The organism is Acinetobacter sp. LCT-H3, assembly GCF_001866125.1.
Classification (GTDB): Bacteria; Pseudomonadota; Gammaproteobacteria; order Pseudomonadales; family Moraxellaceae; genus Acinetobacter; species Acinetobacter schindleri.
On the sequence record NZ_MODX01000015.1, the window covers coordinates 37,376 to 56,592 of the forward strand.

Annotated in this window: 19 protein-coding genes; 5 read left to right on the forward strand and 14 right to left on the reverse strand. The window is 43.9% G+C overall.

Going from position 1 to position 19,217, the window contains the following annotated elements:
- Positions 1-26: 26 nt before the first annotated feature.
- Complete coding sequence (locus BK820_RS09310; protein WP_071320735.1) at positions 27-506, reverse strand: hypothetical protein; 480 nt, start codon at positions 504-506, stop codon at positions 27-29.
- Between the two features lie 182 nt (positions 507-688).
- Here BK820_RS09310 and BK820_RS09315 point away from each other — a divergent pair, with 182 nt between their 5' ends.
- Positions 689-1,576, forward strand: a complete 888-nt coding sequence (locus tag BK820_RS09315; RefSeq protein WP_071320736.1) for an EamA family transporter — start codon at positions 689-691, stop codon at positions 1,574-1,576.
- Between the two features lie 70 nt (positions 1,577-1,646).
- Here BK820_RS09315 and pcaD read toward each other — a convergent pair whose 3' ends face one another.
- The 12 genes from pcaD to BK820_RS09375 all read right to left on the reverse strand — a co-directional run bounded on the left by pcaD (position 1,647) and on the right by BK820_RS09375 (position 12,896).
- Positions 1,647-2,426, reverse strand: a complete 780-nt coding sequence (pcaD, locus tag BK820_RS09320) for a 3-oxoadipate enol-lactonase (protein ID WP_071320737.1) — start codon at positions 2,424-2,426, stop codon at positions 1,647-1,649.
- Between the two features lie 93 nt (positions 2,427-2,519).
- Positions 2,520-3,725: a 3-oxoadipyl-CoA thiolase gene (gene pcaF, locus BK820_RS09325; protein ID WP_071320738.1), complete on the reverse strand. Its 1,206-nt coding sequence runs from the start codon at positions 3,723-3,725 to the stop codon at positions 2,520-2,522.
- A 136-nt stretch (positions 3,726-3,861) separates the two neighbouring features.
- Positions 3,862-4,518 (reverse strand): 3-oxoacid CoA-transferase subunit B, encoded by a 657-nt coding sequence (locus BK820_RS09330; protein ID WP_071320739.1) that lies wholly within the window; start codon positions 4,516-4,518, stop codon positions 3,862-3,864.
- 19 nt (positions 4,519-4,537) lie between these two features.
- Complete coding sequence (locus BK820_RS09335) at positions 4,538-5,209, reverse strand: 3-oxoacid CoA-transferase subunit A (RefSeq protein WP_071320740.1); 672 nt, start codon at positions 5,207-5,209, stop codon at positions 4,538-4,540.
- 37 nt (positions 5,210-5,246) lie between these two features.
- On the reverse strand, positions 5,247-6,467 hold the full coding sequence (benE, locus tag BK820_RS09340) for a benzoate/H(+) symporter BenE (RefSeq protein WP_004731109.1): 1,221 nt from the start codon (positions 6,465-6,467) through the stop codon (positions 5,247-5,249).
- 58 nt (positions 6,468-6,525) lie between these two features.
- Positions 6,526-7,311, reverse strand: coding sequence for a benzoate diol dehydrogenase BenD (benD, locus tag BK820_RS09345; RefSeq protein WP_071320741.1), 786 nt, complete (start codon positions 7,309-7,311; stop codon positions 6,526-6,528).
- A 17-nt stretch (positions 7,312-7,328) separates the two neighbouring features.
- Entirely contained in the window at positions 7,329-8,345 is a 1,017-nt protein-coding gene (gene benC / locus BK820_RS09350; protein ID WP_071320742.1) for a benzoate 1,2-dioxygenase electron transfer component BenC, read from the reverse strand.
- Positions 8,346-8,437: 92 nt separating this feature from the next.
- Positions 8,438-8,929, reverse strand: coding sequence for a benzoate 1,2-dioxygenase small subunit (gene benB / locus BK820_RS09355; RefSeq protein WP_071320743.1), 492 nt, complete (start codon positions 8,927-8,929; stop codon positions 8,438-8,440).
- A complete protein-coding gene (benA, locus tag BK820_RS09360) occupies positions 8,926-10,314 on the reverse strand; it encodes a benzoate 1,2-dioxygenase large subunit (protein ID WP_071320744.1) in 1,389 nt (462 codons plus the stop codon). Before benA ends, benB begins: the two co-directional genes overlap by 4 nt.
- Positions 10,315-10,389: 75 nt before the next feature.
- Positions 10,390-11,310, reverse strand: a complete 921-nt coding sequence (catA, locus tag BK820_RS09365) for a catechol 1,2-dioxygenase (protein ID WP_071320745.1) — start codon at positions 11,308-11,310, stop codon at positions 10,390-10,392.
- Between the two features lie 162 nt (positions 11,311-11,472).
- A complete protein-coding gene (gene catC, locus BK820_RS09370) occupies positions 11,473-11,763 on the reverse strand; it encodes a muconolactone Delta-isomerase (protein WP_004809440.1) in 291 nt (96 codons plus the stop codon).
- Positions 11,764-11,786: 23 nt separating this feature from the next.
- Positions 11,787-12,896: a muconate/chloromuconate family cycloisomerase gene (locus tag BK820_RS09375; RefSeq protein ID WP_005222227.1), complete on the reverse strand. Its 1,110-nt coding sequence runs from the start codon at positions 12,894-12,896 to the stop codon at positions 11,787-11,789.
- Between the two features lie 114 nt (positions 12,897-13,010).
- Here BK820_RS09375 and BK820_RS09380 point away from each other — a divergent pair, with 114 nt between their 5' ends.
- The 3 genes from BK820_RS09380 (at position 13,011) to BK820_RS09390 (ending at position 17,157) form a co-directional block, all read left to right on the forward strand.
- A complete protein-coding gene (locus tag BK820_RS09380) occupies positions 13,011-13,925 on the forward strand; it encodes a LysR family transcriptional regulator (RefSeq protein WP_071320746.1) in 915 nt (304 codons plus the stop codon).
- 415 nt (positions 13,926-14,340) lie between these two features.
- Positions 14,341-15,711, forward strand: coding sequence for an MFS transporter (locus BK820_RS09385; protein WP_071320747.1), 1,371 nt, complete (start codon positions 14,341-14,343; stop codon positions 15,709-15,711).
- A gap of 111 nt (positions 15,712-15,822) precedes the next feature.
- Entirely contained in the window at positions 15,823-17,157 is a 1,335-nt protein-coding gene (locus tag BK820_RS09390) for a DcaP family trimeric outer membrane transporter (RefSeq protein ID WP_171260609.1), read from the forward strand.
- A gap of 38 nt (positions 17,158-17,195) precedes the next feature.
- On the opposite strand, the gene BK820_RS09395 is transcribed toward BK820_RS09390, so the two are convergent.
- The gene (locus BK820_RS09395) at positions 17,196-18,608 is read right to left on the reverse strand and encodes an aminotransferase-like domain-containing protein (RefSeq protein WP_071320749.1); all 1,413 of its coding nucleotides are present in this window, start codon (positions 18,606-18,608) and stop codon (positions 17,196-17,198) included.
- A 185-nt stretch (positions 18,609-18,793) separates the two neighbouring features.
- Between BK820_RS09395 and BK820_RS15500 the strand changes: the two genes are divergently transcribed.
- The gene (locus tag BK820_RS15500) at positions 18,794-18,961 is read left to right on the forward strand and encodes a hypothetical protein (protein ID WP_171260610.1); all 168 of its coding nucleotides are present in this window, start codon (positions 18,794-18,796) and stop codon (positions 18,959-18,961) included.
- Positions 18,962-19,217 lie beyond the last annotated feature (256 nt).

Consider the following 19,217-nt stretch of genomic DNA (forward strand, 5'->3'; position numbering starts at 1 on the left):
ACAAAGCCCTTGTAAAAGGGCTTTTTCTAACCTCGTACTAAGAATTTCGTATCATTTCTATTATCCTTAAAGAACCAGTAATCTCTAATATATGAAAAAAAAGTAACCTCACTAAAAGCGATTAATCCATAGCAAATTATTAAAGAAAGATTTTTATGCCAACCATCAACACACAAATGAAGAATAGTAAATGAAATAAGAACCCCGCTAGCAATACGCAATAAATTAATACATGTATTGAATAGCTCGTATGACAGTTTTTTTAAAAACTCCTTGTTTCTATAATTAAAAAAATAATAAAAAAACCATAAGATTATTGCGATAACAAAAAGGATTGAGTAATGTAAAAGATTAGGAGTTTGAAAGTTTCCATTGTAACCAGCTATTAACTCCTCAATACCTTTGGCTTCAAGAAGTAAATATGTTATTGCCATTAAAACTAGAGAGCTTAGTAACATAATCGAAAGTTCTAATTTTAATAGTTCACGTATTTTTCTAGCAATCATTTAATATCTCCTTTTTTTCTCTATTATCAGTATATTGGATAGCGTATTTAAGAGCTATACGACATAAAATGACGTTATAAACTCCAAACTTTCCGCTATCAACTTCAAACCCTTTTTTAATTAGTCATCTCATCTGCAAAGGCTTAAAATTATTTCACTTTTAACCTAACAGCAGATGAGACATGGCAATCAGTTGGATCTTCTTTACCTTAATGGCCGCATTCATGCAGGCATGGCGTAATGCATTTCAAAAACAACTGAGTTCAACTGTCGACGTTTGGGGCGTAACGCTTGCGCGTTTCTTGTTTGGTTTTCCACTTGCATTTATCTATATCCAACTGCTGTACCATTTTTACCCAGTCATAGAAGTAGTTCATTTTACTGCAAAGTATTGGATATATATTTTCATTGCAGGAGTGAGCCAAATTCTTGCCACTGTACTGATGGTGCAACTGTTTAAACAAAAAAATTATGCTATTGGTGTTGGTTTAGCCAAAAGTGAAGCCATCTTAGCCGCGATTATTGGCGTGGCTTTTCTATCAGATCACTTATCGTTCTTAGCCTGGATTGGCGTACTCATTGGGGGGTATGCAGTATTTTTACTAAGTAAAGGCAACCAACTGAGTGGACTTTCTGCTAAAACGTTGATGATCGGGGTGGGTAGCGGACTTTGTTTTGCCATTACGTCACTTTTAGTTCGAGAAGCCAGTCTAGAACTAACTAATTTGCCTGTATTACACCGTGCATCTTGGGTGTTGATTTCAGTCATTGGCTTCCAATGCATCAGTATGCTCATTTACCTAAGCCTATTTAGCCGTAAAACACTCGTCGCTATGCGCGAACGTATGGGACTGACTATGAAAGTAGGCTTTTGTAGTTTCACAGCATCCCTTGGTTGGTTTACTGCCATGAGCATGATGAGTGTACCGGTGGTGAAAACCTTAGGTCAGATCGAGATTTTATTTAGTATGCTGATCTCGGCGTATTTCTTTAAAGATAAACTGGCCAAGGCTGAACATTGGGGACTGGTGCTGGTGGTGATTGCGGCAATTTTAGTGATTTGGGCTTAATTCTTATTTAATTTGATCCAGAAAAAAGCCACTGACGAACAGTGGCTTTTCTACTATTGCGATGCGCTTTTTAAGCTGCAATAAATTCTTGCACTGCCTGATTAAAAGCTTCAGGTTGTTCAATATTTGAAATATGCGAAGCATTGATTTCAAATAGTTGGCTGTTGGCAATACGATCTACCATATACTGACCATCAGCCACAGTCGTTACAGGGTCTTGCTGACCTGCAACCACTAAAACTGGCACAGTAATGTCTTTCAGTTGTTCGCGTACATCCGCTTTAGCCAAAGCTTCGCAACAGCTCGCATAACCTTCGGCGCTGCCAGCTGCCAAGTCGTTTTGAAGATTATTGACCACTGTCGCGTTGCTTTGGATAAAGGGTTCAGTAAACCAGCGTGATGCTGCTGTCGAAGCAATCGGCTGTAAACCTTGTTCGCGTACCAATGCGGCACGGTCATTCCAAGCCTGTTCTTGACCAATTTTTGCTGCAGTATTACATACCACCACCTGATTAAAACGTTCAGGGCGATGAATCGCTAACCATTGACCTGTTAAACCACCCATAGAAATACCACAGAATGTAGCTTTTTCAACATTCAAATGATCGAGTAGATTTACAACATCTTGACCCAATTGATCAATGCTATATGGGCCTTGTGGTGCAGAGGAAGCCCCATGACCACGGGTGTCATAGCAGATGACAAAATAATCTTTCTGGAAAAAATCAATTTGTGGCTGCCACATTTTGAAGTTTGTACCCAGTGAATTTGAGAAAACCAGTGCAGGTTTTGCAGCATCACCAAAAGTCTGGTAATTAATTTGTGCATCATTTGATGTAAATGTTGGCATTGAAATCCCTCCCGACCTCCCTTTCTTGCATTTGATTCAAAGCAATACTTTAAATCTACATTCAGGGAGGAGGTTTATCTTTTTAATAGGTTGTTAGACGCGTTCAATAATCAAAGCGATACCTTGACCGACACCAATACACATTGAGCAAAGACCGTATTTACCGCCAGTTTGTTCAAGCTGGTTGAGTGCAGTCGTCACCAGACGCGCGCCTGAAGCACCGAGCGGATGACCTAAGGCGATCGCACCACCGTTTGGATTGACTTTCTCTGAACCGTCTTCAATGCCCAAGTCACGGGTGCATGCCAATGCTTGAGCAGCAAAAGCTTCATTCAGCTCGATCACATCCATCTGCTCTAAAGTAAGGCCTGTTTGAGCAAGCAGCTTTTTGATGGCAGGCGCAGGACCAAAGCCCATGATGCGCGGTTCAACACCGACAACGGTTGAGCCAATGATTTTGGCACGCGGTTTTAAGCCGTATTGTGCAATGGCGTCATCGGATGCAATCAACAGTGCTGTTGCACCATCGTTAATGCCTGATGCATTACCTGCTGTGACTGTACCGTCTGCTTTTACCACAGGTTTCAGTTTCGCCAACGCTTCTGCAGTGGTAGACGCACGTGGATGTTCATCTTTATCCACGACCACCGGATCGCCTTTACGTTGTGGAATCACCACCGGAATGATTTCTTTATCAAAGAAACCTTTGGCTTGTGCTGCAGCTGTACGTTGCTGGCTGGTCAGGGCAAATTTGTCCTGATCGGCACGGTTAATTCCGAACTGTTCCGCCAGATTTTCAGCCGTTTGCGGCATGGTTTCTACGCCGTACATTTCTTTGAGTTTCGGATTGATAAAACGCCAGCCCATGGTGGTGTCTTCAATCTTCTGGCTACGGCCATACGCCGTTTCTGACTTGCCCATGACAAATGGAGCGCGCGACATGCTTTCTACACCGCCGGCAATAATCAGATGGGCTTCACCGGCTTTAATCGCACGTGCTGCCATTGCGACTGCATCCATCGATGAACCACACAGACGGTTTACTGTCGTTGCCGGCACCTGGTAAGGCAAGCCTGCAAGCAGTGAAGACATGCGACCGACGTTACGGTTGTCTTCACCGGCCTGGTTGGCACAGCCATAAATCACGTCATCAACCCGTTCCCAGTTCACCGAAGGATTACGTTCCATCAAGGCTTTGATTGGCACTGCACCTAAGTCATCTGCACGGACAGGCGCGAGGCCGCCGGCATAGCGGCCGAATGGGGTACGGATGGCATCGATAATATATGCGTTTTTCATTGTGTATTTGCTCACATATTTAAAAGAAGAAAACTCCTCCCTTTTTAAAGGGAGGTTGGGAGGGATTTAATGAAGTAATTTTATTCTTCAAAAAATCCTCCCTAAATCCCTCCTTTAATAAAGGAGGGATTTCCCCTTAATTTGATTGAGTCGCATCAATCAGTTTGGCGCCAGTCAATGACTGCAATTCTTCAAATGACAGACCTTTAACTTTCTCAATCACTTTCATCCCTTCAGGTGTCACATCAATCACACAAAGATCGGTATAAATACGATCAACACATTTCAGGCCTGTAGCCGGATAAGACAGTTCAGCCACAATTTTTGGCTCGCCTTTTTTGGTCACGTGATCTGTGGTAATAAAGACTTTTTTCGCACCCACAGCCAGATCCATCGCACCGCCGACTGCTGGAATTGCATCTGGAGCACCAGTATGCCAGTTGGCCAGATCGCCATTTTCAGCGACCTGGAAAGCACCCAATACGGCGATGTCTAAATGACCGCCACGCATCATGGCGAAAGAATCACCATGATGGAAGAAAGAACCGCCTTCAAGTAAGGTCACGAATTCTTTACCGGCATTGATCAGCTCAGGATCGCGGTCTTCTTCAGCAGGAGGAGGACCGAAAGCCAACAAGCCATTTTCAGAATGCAGGAAGACGTCTTTATCGCTTGGCAGGTAGCTGGAAATCTTGGTCGGTAAACCAATACCGAGGTTCACATAAGCGCCATCAGGAATGTCTTGTGCCACACGTTCAGCGATCTGGTCACGGGTCAGTTTGCTATAGCTCATTATTTATCTCCGATGCCAATTATTGTGCAGGTTTAACTTGAACAACGTGTTGAACAAAAATTCCCGGGGTGATGATGTGCTCTGGATCCAGTGCACCGAGTTCAACCACTTCAGAAACTTGAGCGATGGTCACATCTGCTGCCATTGCCATGATCGGGCCGAAGTTACGCGCAGATTTACGGTAAACCAGATTGCCCCAACGGTCGCCTTGAGAGGCTTTAATTAAAGCAAAGTCAGCTTTAATCGGATTTTCTAAAACGTAGTCTTTACCTTCATAGTTCATGGTCGGTTTGCCTTCAGCCAGCAAAGTACCAAAACCGGTAGGGGTATAGATTGGACCTAGGCCCATACCAGCGGCCTGGATACGGCAAGCCAGATTACCTTGCGGTACCAGTTCCAGTTCAATTTTTCCTGCACGATAAAGCTCGTCGAATACCCACGAGTCAGACTGACGCGGGAAAGAGCAGATGATTTTACGGACAGCGCCAGCTTTAAGCAGTTTTGCTAAACCATAATCGCCATTACCGGCATTGTTGTTGACAATAATCAGGTCTTTAATGCCCAATTCGATCAGACCATCAATCAGTTCAGCAGGCTGACCCGCTGTACCGAAACCACCGATCATAATGGTAGAACCGTCCTTGATCTGGGAGAGTGCTTCTTTCAATGATAATGAACTTTTATCTATCATAATCTGGTCCTTACATATCCTAAACTGATGGATGTCTTTAAACTCGTTTTGAATCTGATGCTGTAACCGGAACTGCGTTACGGTTTTTCTGTGACAGCAGAAAATGTGCGACCAGGCCAATGCAAATTCCCCAAAAGACTGAACTCAGTCCCAGGAAATGCATGCCGGAAGCAGTCGCTAAAAAGGTGATCAGTGCTGCATCACGTTGCGACTCTTTGCCCATGGCCACGGAAATATTGGTGGCAATCGCACCCAGTAATGCCAGTCCCGCCAAAGCTGCAATGAGTTCTTTAGGCATCAGGCTAAACAGCATGACAATGCTGCCGGCAAATAAGCCGCCTAAAATATAAAAAAGCCCATTGGCCACGCCGGCGATATAACGCTTTTCTTTCAGTTCGTGGGCATCTTTGCCCAAACACAAAGCAGCTGTGATCGAGGCCAAGACAATCGTGATACCACCTACACAGGCTACTGCAAGCGAGGCAATACTCGTTGCACTAATAATCGGCTTGGCGGGCATGTCATAACCACTGAGTTTGATAATCGCCATTCCCGGTAAAAACTGGCCAGACAGGCTGACCAGAATCAGGGGAAGAGCCAGATTCAGGGTTGAACTCCAGGTCCATTCTGGTGCAATAAATTGCGGAATCGCCAGACTGAAATCTGCCGTGACCGGGTTAATCTTGCCGAGTAGCATGCTTAAAACCACACCGGCAATCAGCACCCAGACCATGGCATAGCGGGGACTAAAACGCTTGGCCAGCAAAAATACCGCCAGCATGCCAAAGACGATATAGGGCATGGTATCAGTCGCGGTGAACAGCCCTAAACCAAACTGCAGTAAAATCCCCGCCATCATTCCGGCAGCCACTTCCTGAGGAATCCAGGACAGCAATTTGTCGAAATAACCGGTGATCCCAATGAAAAAAATCACCACAGCAGAGGTGATATAGGCAGCAACCGCTTCATTGAGCGAAATATCGGGAAACAGCGTGACTAATAAAGCCGTTCCGGGCGCAGACCAGGCGGTGACGACAGGTATTTTGTATTTAATGGATAAAAAGATACCTGCGAGCGCAGCCCCAATAGAAATTCCCCAAATCCATGAAATCATCATGTCTGGGGAAACCTGAGCTTGCTGTGCCGCCTGGAAAAAAATGATCAGTGGCCCTGAATAGGAAATCAGCACTGCTAAGAATCCTGCAACAGTTGCTGAAATTGACCAATCATTTTTTAATGTCTGAAACAGGGTGTTCATTGGTGATGTGCCTCCTTGCGTCGAACCATGAGCCTGTTAAAAATCGTGATGATCAGGATTAGCCCTGATCACCACCACCGACCGGTACCACTGTACCTGTCATATAAGATGATTCATCCGAAGCCAGGAATACAATTGCATTCACTTGCTCCTGAATCGTACCGTAGCGTCCCATGAAAGTACGGTCAATGGTCTGATCAACCACTTGCTGCATCCATTGTTTTTCAGATTCAGTCAATGGATTGGCATTGCGCGGTACTTTACGTGGTGGTGCTTCAGTGCCACCCGTCGCGATTGCATTGACACGGATACCATCTTTGGCATGTTCAAAGGCAAGGGAAGCGGTCAGGCCGTTCACACCACCTTTCGATGCCGAATATGGCACACGGTTAATGCCGCGTGTCGCAATAGAAGATACGTTTACAATGGTACCTTTCTGGTTTTTAATCATTTCCGGAAGAACTGCACGGCAGCACCACAGTGTCGGGAACAACGAACGGTTCACTTCCTTGATAATTTCCTCTTCAGAAAATTCCTCGAAAGGTTTCATCCAGATCGCGCCACCGACGTTGTTGATGAGCGCATCGACACGGCCATAGGTTTCTAGTGCTTTTTCAACGACTGATTGAGCACCCGCAAACGTTTCCAGATTGGCTTTGACCGTAATCGCATCACCGCCAGTCGCTTCAATTTCAGCCAGAACTTCTTCCACATAAGGAGAAAGGTCAGCCATGACGACTTGAGCACCTTCGCTCGCCACTTGCAGCGCGACACCGCGACCGATGCCTTGAGCGGCACCCGTCACGATTACGACTTTATTTTCAAATCTTTGACGATTAGACATTGAACAAATTCCCTCTCTTAGTTGGCAGAGAATTTTTCAAACAGGAAGCTTGCAGGTTTTACGCCTTCAGCATCCAGCCAGCCGCGAACCGCTTCAACCATTGGTACAGGGCCACATAGGTAGACATCTACATCACCGCCATTCAGCCATTCGTTTTCGATATGACCAGTCACATAGCCTTTACGCTCATGTGCAGATTCCGGGTTTGCTACTACAGTGCGGTATTCGAACCACGGGAATTTTTCTTGCAGTTCGTTCAGTTTTTCAATGGCAACCAGGTCAAAGTCATTGGTCACACCAAATACTAAACGCACTGGATGTTCTGAACCTTTTTCTTCCAGCACTTGCAGCATTGACATGAATGGTGCAATACCTGTACCACCAGCCAGCATCAAGACAGGACGGGTCACAGGGCGCAGGTAGAAGCTACCAAATGGACCAGTAAAGGTCATTTTGTCGCCAGCTTGGGCATTGGTACTCAAGAACTCACTCATTTTACCATTTGGCACGTTACGTACCACAAAGCCGGTTAAACGGTTGCCTGGTTTAGAGCTGAACGAATAAGAACGGGTTTCAGTTGTACCTGGAATACCCACGTTCACATATTGACCGGCAAGGAAGTGAATGTCTGGTTGACCTTCATCTAACTGAATGTCAAAGGTAATGGTCGAGTCAGACAGGTTTTCAACGCGAGCCAAAGTTCCCTGGAATGCATGAATTTCTGTTTTGCAGACTTCAGAAGATGCCTGAATCTGGAACACTGCATCTGAAGTCGGTTTACATTGGCAAGCCAGAATAAAGCCTTCAGCGGCTTCTTCAGGTGTTAAAGCATCTTCAATATAAGTTTCTTCAGGCATGTCATAAGAACCTGATTCACAAAACGCACGACACGTTCCACAAGCACCATCACGGCAGTCCAAAGGAATATTGATCTTTTGACGGTAGGCTGCATCTGACAGTGTTTCACCATCTGAAACAGAAATAAAACGTGTAACGCCATCTTCAAATTGAAGTGCAACATTGTGGTTTGACATGGCTGAATATCCTATATAAATCTTTGTAACTGGACCTTTCAGCCAATTTTCCATCTGGCTGAAAGGTTTACCTGGCTGTAATAAAAACAGTCTTAAAGGTGATAAATGTCGATAACTTGGTTGATGTAATCATTTTTCAGGACCACGTATTTGCTTAAAATTTGTGGTTTATCGCCTGAAAAATCGATTTCATAACGTGACATACCGAAGTAGCTGTAGCTGTTTTTGTAACGGAAACTCAAGGTGTTCCAGTTAAAACGTACAGTGACCTTGTCGCCATCACGTTCAACAACTTCAATATTGCTGATGTTATGGCTGGTACGGGTATCCGGCATGGTTGCAGATGAACGTTCAGTCTTGATACGGAACACACGGTCTTCTAAACCTTGACGGTCTGGATAGTAAATCAACGAGATTTCAGACTGTGGATCTGTAGTCAGTTTGTCGTCGTCATCCCAGGCTGGCATCCAGAAAGACGCAGTAGGGGCATAACACGTCAACCAGTCATCCCATTGTTCATCATCTAAAAAGCGGGCTTCCTGATACAGGAACTGCGCAATATTTTCTAAAGTGATGTCGCTCATGCGTTTTCTCCTTCAGTAGATGCTGCAATTTCTTTTTCAGTCGCGATGCCTTTTTTGATCAGTTCTAGCCAGTACTGGTGCTGAGCCAGGTATAGACCTTCATCTTCAGTTTTAATACCAGACAGTTTTGGTTTTAAACCAATTTCGTTGGCTGCATCGTCCGGGCCTTGGATCCAGTGCTTAGAACCACGGCACATGTCATTCCATTCCAGCGCGATACCTGCGTAACCTGCCTGACAAGCTCGGAATTCTTCAAGATCGTCTGGTGTCGCCATACCTGAAGCATTAAAGAAATCTTCATACTGACGGATACGACGAGTACGTGCTTCAGGCTCTTCGCCTACAGGCGCGATACAGTAAATCGTCACTTCAGTCTTATCGACAGAAATCGGGCGTAAGACACGGATTTGTGAACCGAACTGATCCATGAAGTAAACGTTTGGATAGATACACAAGTTACGTGAACGTTCGATCATCCACTTCGCCATAGCTTCGCCATATTGCGCAGTGTATTCATCTTTCTTGGCAAAGTTAGGACGGTCTTCCGGGTTAGCCCATTGCGTCCAAAGCAGCATATGACCGTGTTCAAAGCCGTAAGAACCACCGCCTTGCTTGCCCCATGAACCTGCGCTCATAGCACGGATGTTATCGCCAGCTTCTTTTTCTTTACGTTGCTGAGTGGTTGCAGCGTAGTTCCAGTGTACTGCAGACACGTGGTAACCATCAGCACCGTTTTCGGCAGTCAACTTCCAGTTACCTTCATAGGTATAAGTCGAAGAACCACGTAAAACTTCCAGACCTTGTTCAGACTGATCTACGATCATGTCAATGATTTTGGTCGCTTCGCCCAGGTATTCTTCCAGTGAAGGAACATCCGGATTCAAGCTGCCGAACAGGAAACCTTTATAGTTTTCAAAACGGGCAACCTTTTTCAGGTCATGTGAGCCGTCTTTGTTAAAGCAGTCTGAATAACCCGCTTCAGCCGGATCTTTAACTTTTAATAACTTACCTGAGTTATTGAACGTCCAGCCGTGGAATGGGCAGGTATAAGTCGCTTTGTTGCCTTTCTTGTTACGGCACAATTGTGCGCCACGGTGAGAACAGGCATTAATCATGGCATTCAATTCACCTGCACGGTTACGTGCAATGATGATTGGTTGACGGCCAATATAAGTGGTATAGAAATCGTTGTTGTTTGGAATCTGGCTTTCATGAGCCAGATAAACCCAGTTGCCTTCAAAGATGTATTTCATCTCCAGGTCAAACAGGGCTTGGTCTGTGAATACAGACCGGTGAAGTTTAAATTCACCAGATTCAAAATCGTCAACTAGAAGCTCATCAATACGATCAAGATGACTGGTGTTAATTACAGGAATACGAGGCATGTCCGTTCTCCGACTTTCCAAGGAGGGGAAGTCATCGGGATGAATCTAATGATTACACCCCGAATCCATTTTGCATTAAGCGCTTGCGCGGCGACGATCAACTTCAGTAGAAGGTGCGTCTGCTTTTTCTTTCACAAGTTCAATATCAAATTGAATATGTTTGAAAGGACCTTTCAAACCACGTTTTGCAATTTCAGCTTCATCAGTGACATCAACCGCAGTTGCAACCAGGCCTTCACGGGTAGCGAATGCAAAGTCATCCCACAGGTACTGGTCGCCTTCAATATTGAATTGAGTTGTCAGCTTGCGGTAACCCGGTGCAGAAACGAAGTAATGCACGTGTGATGGACGGTTACCGTGACGGCCTAATTTGTCCAGTACGAATTGAGTCGTGCCTTCTGGAGGACAGCCATAACCTACTGGCATAGTGGTTAAAGCCACATATTTACCATCCTGGTCGCTGAAAATAGAACGGCGCAGGTTAAAGTCAGATTGTGATTTGTCAAAGAAGGAGTAGTTGCCCAGGCTGTTGGCGTGCCAGACTTCAACTTTGGCACCTTCAATGATATTGCCGTCAGTATCTTTAACTGTACCTTCAATGATCAGGGTTGGAATTTTGCCTTCTTCAGAGCCATCATCCATACGGGCAAAGCCGACAGATTCAGGAGCACCCGCCACATATAACGGACCTTCAATTGTACGTGGCGTACCGCCCGTAATGCCTGCTTTAGCATCTGCTTCATCAGCACGTAAGTCTAAGTAGTGTTCCAGACCCAAGCCTGCAGCCAATAAACCTAATTCGTTCGCTTGGCCGGCATCAGTAAAGTATTCCAGACCTTTCCACAGTTCTGACTGAGAAATATCAAGATCTTCGATAGCCTGGAAAAGGTCACCCAATAAACGCACAACAACTTGTTGTACACGTTCATCTACAGGACCTGTCGCTGTATCAACGTTCATTTGCTTAACTAATGCATCAATTTGTTGACGGTTCATACTATTGCTCCTTAAGTATGTCTGTTTATTGGTGGCTGTTGTTTCAATCCTTATGGCTGAAACTTGGCTGCCACAGTCCTTTGTTAATTACCCTCTGAATACCCTCATCGGATGTGTTCAGATTTGACCGACCTGGCATGTTCCAGGTCTGGGTCATTGTGATCAGGTGTCATCTTCCCGGATTGAAGAAGGGTGGCGGTTTAGTGCCATGATTTCGATATCCATATATGGATACAGTGGTAAGCCCTGCAAAATGTTGTGCAGCTCTTCGTTACTTTCCACATCAAAAATACTGATGTTTGAATACTGGCCTGTGATGCGCCAGATATGGCGCCATTTACCTTGGCGCTGTAAATCTTGTGAATAGGCTTTTTCAACGGCCTTGATTTCGTTGGCCTTCTCGGCAGGCATATCCAGCGGGATATTTACATCCATACGTACATGAAACAGCATGTATCACTCCTCAATCTAATTGCTTATTTACGGCGTAAATTGTCGATCTTGTCTTCATCCAGCTGAATACCCAAACCGGCACCCTGCGGCAGATGCAGCTCAAAATTCTGATATTGCAGTGGTGTTTTCAGAATTTCTTCTGTCAGCAGTAGCGGGCCGAATAGTTCAGTACCATAGGCCAGATTCTCAAAGGTCGAGAACAGGTGAGCGGATGCAATTGTTCCTACTGAACCTTCCAGCATGGTGCCACCATACAGGTCAATCCCTGCAAGGTTAGCCACTGTCGCGACATCACGGCCTTCCAGTAAACCACCTGATTGCGCCACTTTAACTGCAAATACAGAAGCTGCATTAGTACGAGCCAGCTTATAGGCAGTGCTTGGCCCCATCAGTGATTCATCGGCCATAATGGCAATATCAAAGCGACGGGTCAGACGTTGCATGGCATCAATATTGTCAATAGCACAAGGCTGTTCAATCAGGTCAACGCCACCTTCCTGTAGCAGAGTAATGCCCTTAATCGCATCTAGCTCTGACCAGGCACGGTTTACATCTACACGAATAGAAACGTCATTGCCTAAGGCTTTTTTAATTGCCAGAACATGTTCAACATCTGCTTCTACTGGACGTGAACCGATTTTTAGCTTGAAGAAGTTATGGCGTTTTGCAGCCAGCATCTTTTGTGCTTCAGCAATGTCTTTTTCAGTATCACCAGAAGCCAGTACCCAGAGGACCGGTACGCCATCACGTAAACGACCGCCTAGAAGTTCAGAAAGTGGTAAACCTAAACGCTGCGCCTGAATATCCAGCAGGGCAGTTTGAATGGCACATTTCGCAAAACGGTTGCCATTAATATTTTTTTTGATTGCTTGTAATGTCTGTGCAACATTTAAGCCTGATAATGTTTTTAAAAGCGGTACAAAATAAGTATCAATATTTACTTTGACACTTTCAGGGCTTTCATCACCATAACCTAAGCCACCGATCGTTGTTGCTTCACCCCAACCGATGTAACCATCTTCAGTGGTGATTTTGACCAATACCAGGGTCTGGGTTTGCATCGTCGCCACTGCCATCTTGTGAGGACGAATGGTTGGAATTTCTACCAGCAAGGTTTCAACTGACTTATACATAATACGGGTTCACATTCTTGCTTTAATGCTTTGACTTGATATACCTTAAAAGAATCATAAATGGCTGTCGAAGACCATTTTTGCATTTTATTATATTTAAAAGGTATGCACGTTATGGAGCTCAGACATTTAAGGTATTTTGTAGCAGTAGTTGAAGAGCAAAGTTTTACTAAAGCTGCAGAGAAACTTTTTATTGCCCAGCCCCCATTAAGCCGCCAGATTCAAAATCTTGAGACAGAACTTGGTATTGCGTTATTTGAGCGTGGCAGTCGACCACTTAAAACCACTCAGGCTGGGTATTTTTTCTACCAGCATGCGGTAAAAATTCTGGCCAATGCTGAAGAAGTGAAATCCATGACCAAGCGTATTGGTATGGTAGAACGCACGGTTACCATGGGTTTTGTTGGATCTCTGCTTTATGGATTGCTGTCGCGCATTGTCTACTTATATAGGCAGCAACAGCCACACCTGAAAATTGAACTGGTGGAAATGACCACCATGGAACAGGTTAAGGCACTGAAAGAAGGACGTATAGATGTTGGCTTTGGGCGTCTACGTATTTCTGATCCGGCATTAAAGCGGGTGCTGTTGCGGGAAGAACGTCTGGTACTTGGTGTACATTCCAGCCATCCTTTATCTTCCCATAATAAAGGAATATATCTTGCTGATATTGTTGATGAAAAATTATTTCTCTATCCTAATCATACCTCTCCAAGTTTCGCCACCCAGGTACAGGGGTTATTTTCAGAATATAATCTGGAACCACAACATGTCCGAATTGTAAGGGAAATCCAGCTGGCGCTTGGGCTGGTCGCAGCGGGTGAGGGTGTATGTATTGTACCAGAAAGTGCTCATTCGATTCAGTTAGCTCACCTTAACTATATCCCGATTCTGGACGAGAGCGCAGTCAGCCCGGTTTTTCTGACTATGCGCAATATGGACGAGAGTGAAGACATCATGTCCTTATTTGATTGTATCTATCAAGTATATGATTTAGAGGCAATTAAATATGATAGAAACAGTTTTTAGATATGAATTTATCCCTGACTATACCGCGCCTTAGACTTAAGTTTAAGGCTTGGGCGGAATTTTCTCCTTACCCTCTAAAAAAAGTATGCAGCGATCTACGACTTTAGTGCAATCGGGAAATTTTGATAAAGAAGAAAATTTTAAATCTTCCTTTTATACCTATTTTGTTTGATTGCTGATCAAAGTGCTCTGACATTCAACCTTTTAGGTTCTTTCATACCCTAAACCTATATAAAAACCAGGTATTTCAGTCATTAGACCTGATTTATGATGAAAACATCGGTCCTGGAAGGTCGATTCTGCCTGTAAACAACTTTGAAGGTATAGATATAGATATATTCGGTTTTGGACATTTATCCAGCCATGCTGCATTGTTGCTCCATTAATTGGAACGTTGCATTTGCAGGAGGCAAAGATGGAAGCAACCAAAGTCAATATCAATACATTAATTGATGAAGCGAAATTTACACCATTTCACTGGGGTGTTCTGATCTGGTGTTTGATCATTATTATTTTTGATGGCTATGACCTGGTGATTTATGGAGTAGCCTTACCATTATTAATGCAGGAATGGTCTTTAACAGCGGTACAGGCAGGAATGTTAGCTAGTACTGCCTTGTTCGGCATGATGTTTGGTGCCATGAGTTTCGGCACGCTGTCCGACAAAATCGGGCGTAAGAAAACGATTATGCTCTGTGTGGCAATTTTTAGCGGATTTACCTTCCTGGGGCCATTCGCCAGCTCACCGGTAGAGTTTGGAGTTTTACGTTTTCTGGCTGGTCTCGGCATTGGCGGAGTTATGCCAAACGTTGTAGCGCTAATGACCGAATATGCGCCAAAACGTATCCGTAGCACCTTGGTTGCCCTGATGTTTAGTGGTTATGCCATTGGCGGTATGACGTCTGCACTTTTAGGTGCATGGCTGGTACCACAGTTTGGCTGGCAGATCATGTTCTATATTGCCGGTGTTCCTTTATTGGCTTTACCGTTAATCTGGAAATTCCTGCCTGAATCGTTGATGTATCTAACCGTCAGAAATCAGACTGTAGAAGCACGAAACATCATTAAAAAGATTTCACCTGCTCAAGATGTTACAGAAAATTCTCAATTTGTCCTGAACGAAGTGAAAAAGGGTGATGAAGCGCCATTAAAAGCATTATTTCAGAAAGGTCGTACATTCAGTACCTTCATGTTCTGGATTGCTTTCTTTATGTGTCTGTTGATGGTGTATGCATTGGGAAGCTGGTTACCAAAGCTGATGATTCAGGCGGGTTACTCATTGGGTGCCAGTATGATATTCCTATTCGCCTTGAATATTGGCGGCATGATTGGCGCAATTGGTGGGGGTTATCTGGCTGATAAATTCCATATCAAAAAAGTGCTGACCATTATGTTCCTGTGTGGTGCATCTGCCTTAATTCTGCTTGGTTTTAACAGCCCGCAGTTTGTACTTTATACCCTGATTGCAATCGCTGGTGCTGCAACGATCGGTTCACAGATCTTGTTATATACCTTTGTTGCACAATATTACCCATCTACTGTGCGTTCTACCGGAATGGGTTGGGCATCGGGAATTGGTCGTATTGGTGCCATCGTTGGACCCGTTTTGACAGGTGCATTGCTGACAATGGAACTACCACACCAAATGAACTTCTTTGCCATCGCGATTCCGGGCGTGATTGCAGCGCTGGCCATTTTTCTGGTGAACCTGAGAGCTTCTGTAGATGGTGAGGTCCTTGAAACCTCTGAATCGAGCGAAGCCATACTTGCCAAAGAAGCGAATTAATAAAGAAAATATCAGTTAATAAAGTAAATATTTCAATGGAATAGGTCACCATCATAAATGGTGGTGACCGGTTACTGGAATTAAATTGCACAATAAAAAAGCGAGTTTAGGATGAACATGTCGCAATTCACTAATCAACAATCAATCAATAATTCAACCTTCAAACGTAAAGTTTTGATGGGCATGATGGCAATAAGTATAGGCGGTATCAGCCTGTCAGCTATAGCGCAAAGCACAGCTCAATCCAGTCAGGATGAAATCGAGCAGTTACGTCAGGAAGTCAAAGCCTTGCGTGCCATGATTGAACAGCAGCAGTCTCGACAAGTTACATATACAGCACAGGCAACAACACCGGCAGCTATAGCACCAGCAGCCAAACCGGTCATGAAACTTGCTAGTGGTGCTGAATTCAATCTTTACGGAAATGTCCGTGCCGATGCCTCTTATCAGGCTGAAGGCGGTGCAGCTACACGTATGTATAACCAGATTAATGCTGTTCCACTTGAAGGTGTAGGCGAGCGCAGTGATGAGTTTAAATCGACACTTTCTGCAACCCGTCTAGGGATGGACTTTAAAGCTCCTGTAGGTGCTGGGGACAAAGCCCTGAGTGCTAAAGTTGAAGTAGATTTCCTGGGTGGCGCAGGTCTGGATAATTTACGTATCCGTCATGCTTATATGAGTTATGCCAACTGGCTGATTGGTCAGACCTGGTCAAACTTTGCTATACCGGATTATATGCCAGAAACTGTAGATGCTTTGGCTTATGCAGGTGGTGCAGTAAAGCGTACGCCTCAGGTTCGTCATACTAGTACCTTTAGTCCTGCTACCAATCTGGTCCTTGCAGTAGAAGATCCAAAAGATGGCACTATTACTGGAATCAAACAGCGTTTGCCTGCCTTAACCGCGCGCCTAAACCATAAATTTGCAGATAATCTTTCCGTCAGTGCCCGTGCCATGGGGAATGAAAAGCGTGTCAATGAAGATGAAAAAATGGCATGGGGTGTAGGTCTGGGTGCAAAATATGAAGTTGTACCAGGTACTACTTTAAAAGCCGATTACTACCATGTTAAAGGTGATAGCAGCTTTGTGTCTTATGCCAATCCTGGTGTAGTTAGAGCGACGAACGGGGATCTTTTACAGAGTGAGTTCGACTCGATTACTGTCGGTTTAACCCAGCAGTTTAATGACAAGTTACGTGGTACCTTGGGCTATGGTTATATGAATTTCGAGCAAGATAATGGATATGTTACTGCTACCGCGAATCCAACAGCAATTAACAAGGATCTTTGGCAGGCATGGGCCAATGTATTTTATAATCCTTCCAAGCCACTCAGCTTTGGTTTTGAATATGTATATGGCGAACGTACAGCTCTAGAAGCAGCAACTAATGGCAGTAATAAAGGTAAAGATAACCGGATTAACGCGGTTGCAATCTATAGCTTCTAATATTTCTCGGATTACATTTTGAAAAGCGTGAACCCAGTTCACGCTTTTTTATTGTGTTCAATTTGATCGATGATCTGTTCTACAGCTCGAGCAAGTTCATCTGTCCATTCAAAAGAACAATTTAATCGAATAAAGTTCTGCACTGCATGTTTAGGCCTGAACAGCAAACTCGGTGCAATGGAAATCTTCTGTTCAAGCAAATCCGTATAGAGCTGCTGCGAATCCATATCTTCAGGCAGCTCTACCCATAAAAAGTAGCCCGTTGGATAATAGTGAATCTTACAGTCTTCAGGCAATCTGGCTTTGAGTTCCTGATAAAAACGTTTTTTGTTCTGATTTAAATGACGGCGCAAACTACGCAAATGCTTTTCATAATGATGATGCGCAACAAAATCTACCAATGTATTCTGTAAAAGCGGACTCACACTCAGGGTACTCATCAACTGTAGATGTTGAATAGCATTGGAGTATGGGCCTGCAAAGACCCAGCCGACCCGAGCACCCATGCCTAGTGTTTTAGAAAATGAACCACAGTGCAGCACAAGATTGTGCTGATCGAAATATTTCACTGGAACTGGTTTTTCCTTGCCAAAGTTCAGTTCCTGATAAACGTCATCTTCAATCAGATGCACCTGATACTGAGCTAAGCACTGTGCAATATTTTCTTTGATTCCTGCAGAAACTGTATAACCAATCGGGTTCTGTGCGTTCAACATCAGCCAGCAGACTTTGATCGGATATTGTTTCAGGACTTTTTCAAAAGCTTTCAGATCAAAACCACGTTCAAGATCATCAGGAAGAGTAATAACATTTAGTCCCAGTCTTTCAGCAGCCTGCCAGGCCCCATAAAATACGGTTTCCTGCAAAAGAATATAATCACCCGGTTGGGTGAGTGCCTGTAAAGACAAATTTAGAGCATCCAGCGCACCGGACGTAATGACAATGTCATCTGAATGGCATGATATACCTTGTAGTTGATAACGTCCGGCAATGATCTGGCGCAGCTCCAGATTACCCGGTGGCATATTTGGATGATTCAGATAGCTGTTTTTACGTTTGGAATGCTGGGATAATAACTGCATAAATTTGCTATTAAATAGCAGTTCAGGATTGGGAAATGCCGATCCCAACGGGATCATATCTGCTGCTTGGGTATCTTTGAGATAGTTAAATACCACCGAATTGATCTGTATTTTCTCGTGAGCTGCTAATGTTTCTTTAATGGAAGTTATTGCAAGATCGGCACGTTCAGCAATGTAATAACCGGATTTATCTTTGGCATACAGCCAGCCTTGTGCCTCAAGTTCCTGATAGGCATTTAACACTGTCATCAGGCTATAACCGGAAAGTTCGGACTGCTCACGCAATGAAGGGAGTTTGTTATGGGCTTTCCAGATGCCATCTTCAATCATATGGCGAATACTGAGTGCGAGTTTCTCAAATTTATACATACATCAAGAAAAATAAAAAATGGAAGTTTATCTGCATATATAGCATATTTAGTCAGGTTAAATATAACAGTTGGAGCAGTTATGATTTATCTGTTATATTTTTTTAGGCAGTATTTGTATCTACTCATTTTTTGCAATCGGGCTGAAAATAAGGATAGTCCCTAAATCCAGCGACAGGTGAGCAGATGACTCCAGACGAACAGAAAAAAGCACCGAAATATGCAGACAGCAGTATTTCTGATGAAGCTTTCAAGAAGATGATTATTTGGTTCGCTATTTATGCAGGGTTGTTTTGTCTGGGGGTAGTTTTAGTGGTCAACGCTGATAACCTGTTCTTTTCAGGACTCAATTAATAAAAAATCCCGGTTTAATGACCGGGATTTTTATTCATATGATTATTCCATTATAAAAAATGATAGTTTTTGATATTTTCATAGACGCCGTAGTTTTTGTCACATTTTGCTACTTGCTTTCATATTTTTCCTTGCTAGATTCAAGCAAGTGATAAGTTTATTTTGCAGTGTCTGCTAATCTGCGCATCATGCTTAAATAAAAATATTTAAAAATCTCGACAACAATATGGACATATAACAAGGATAAAGGAGCACA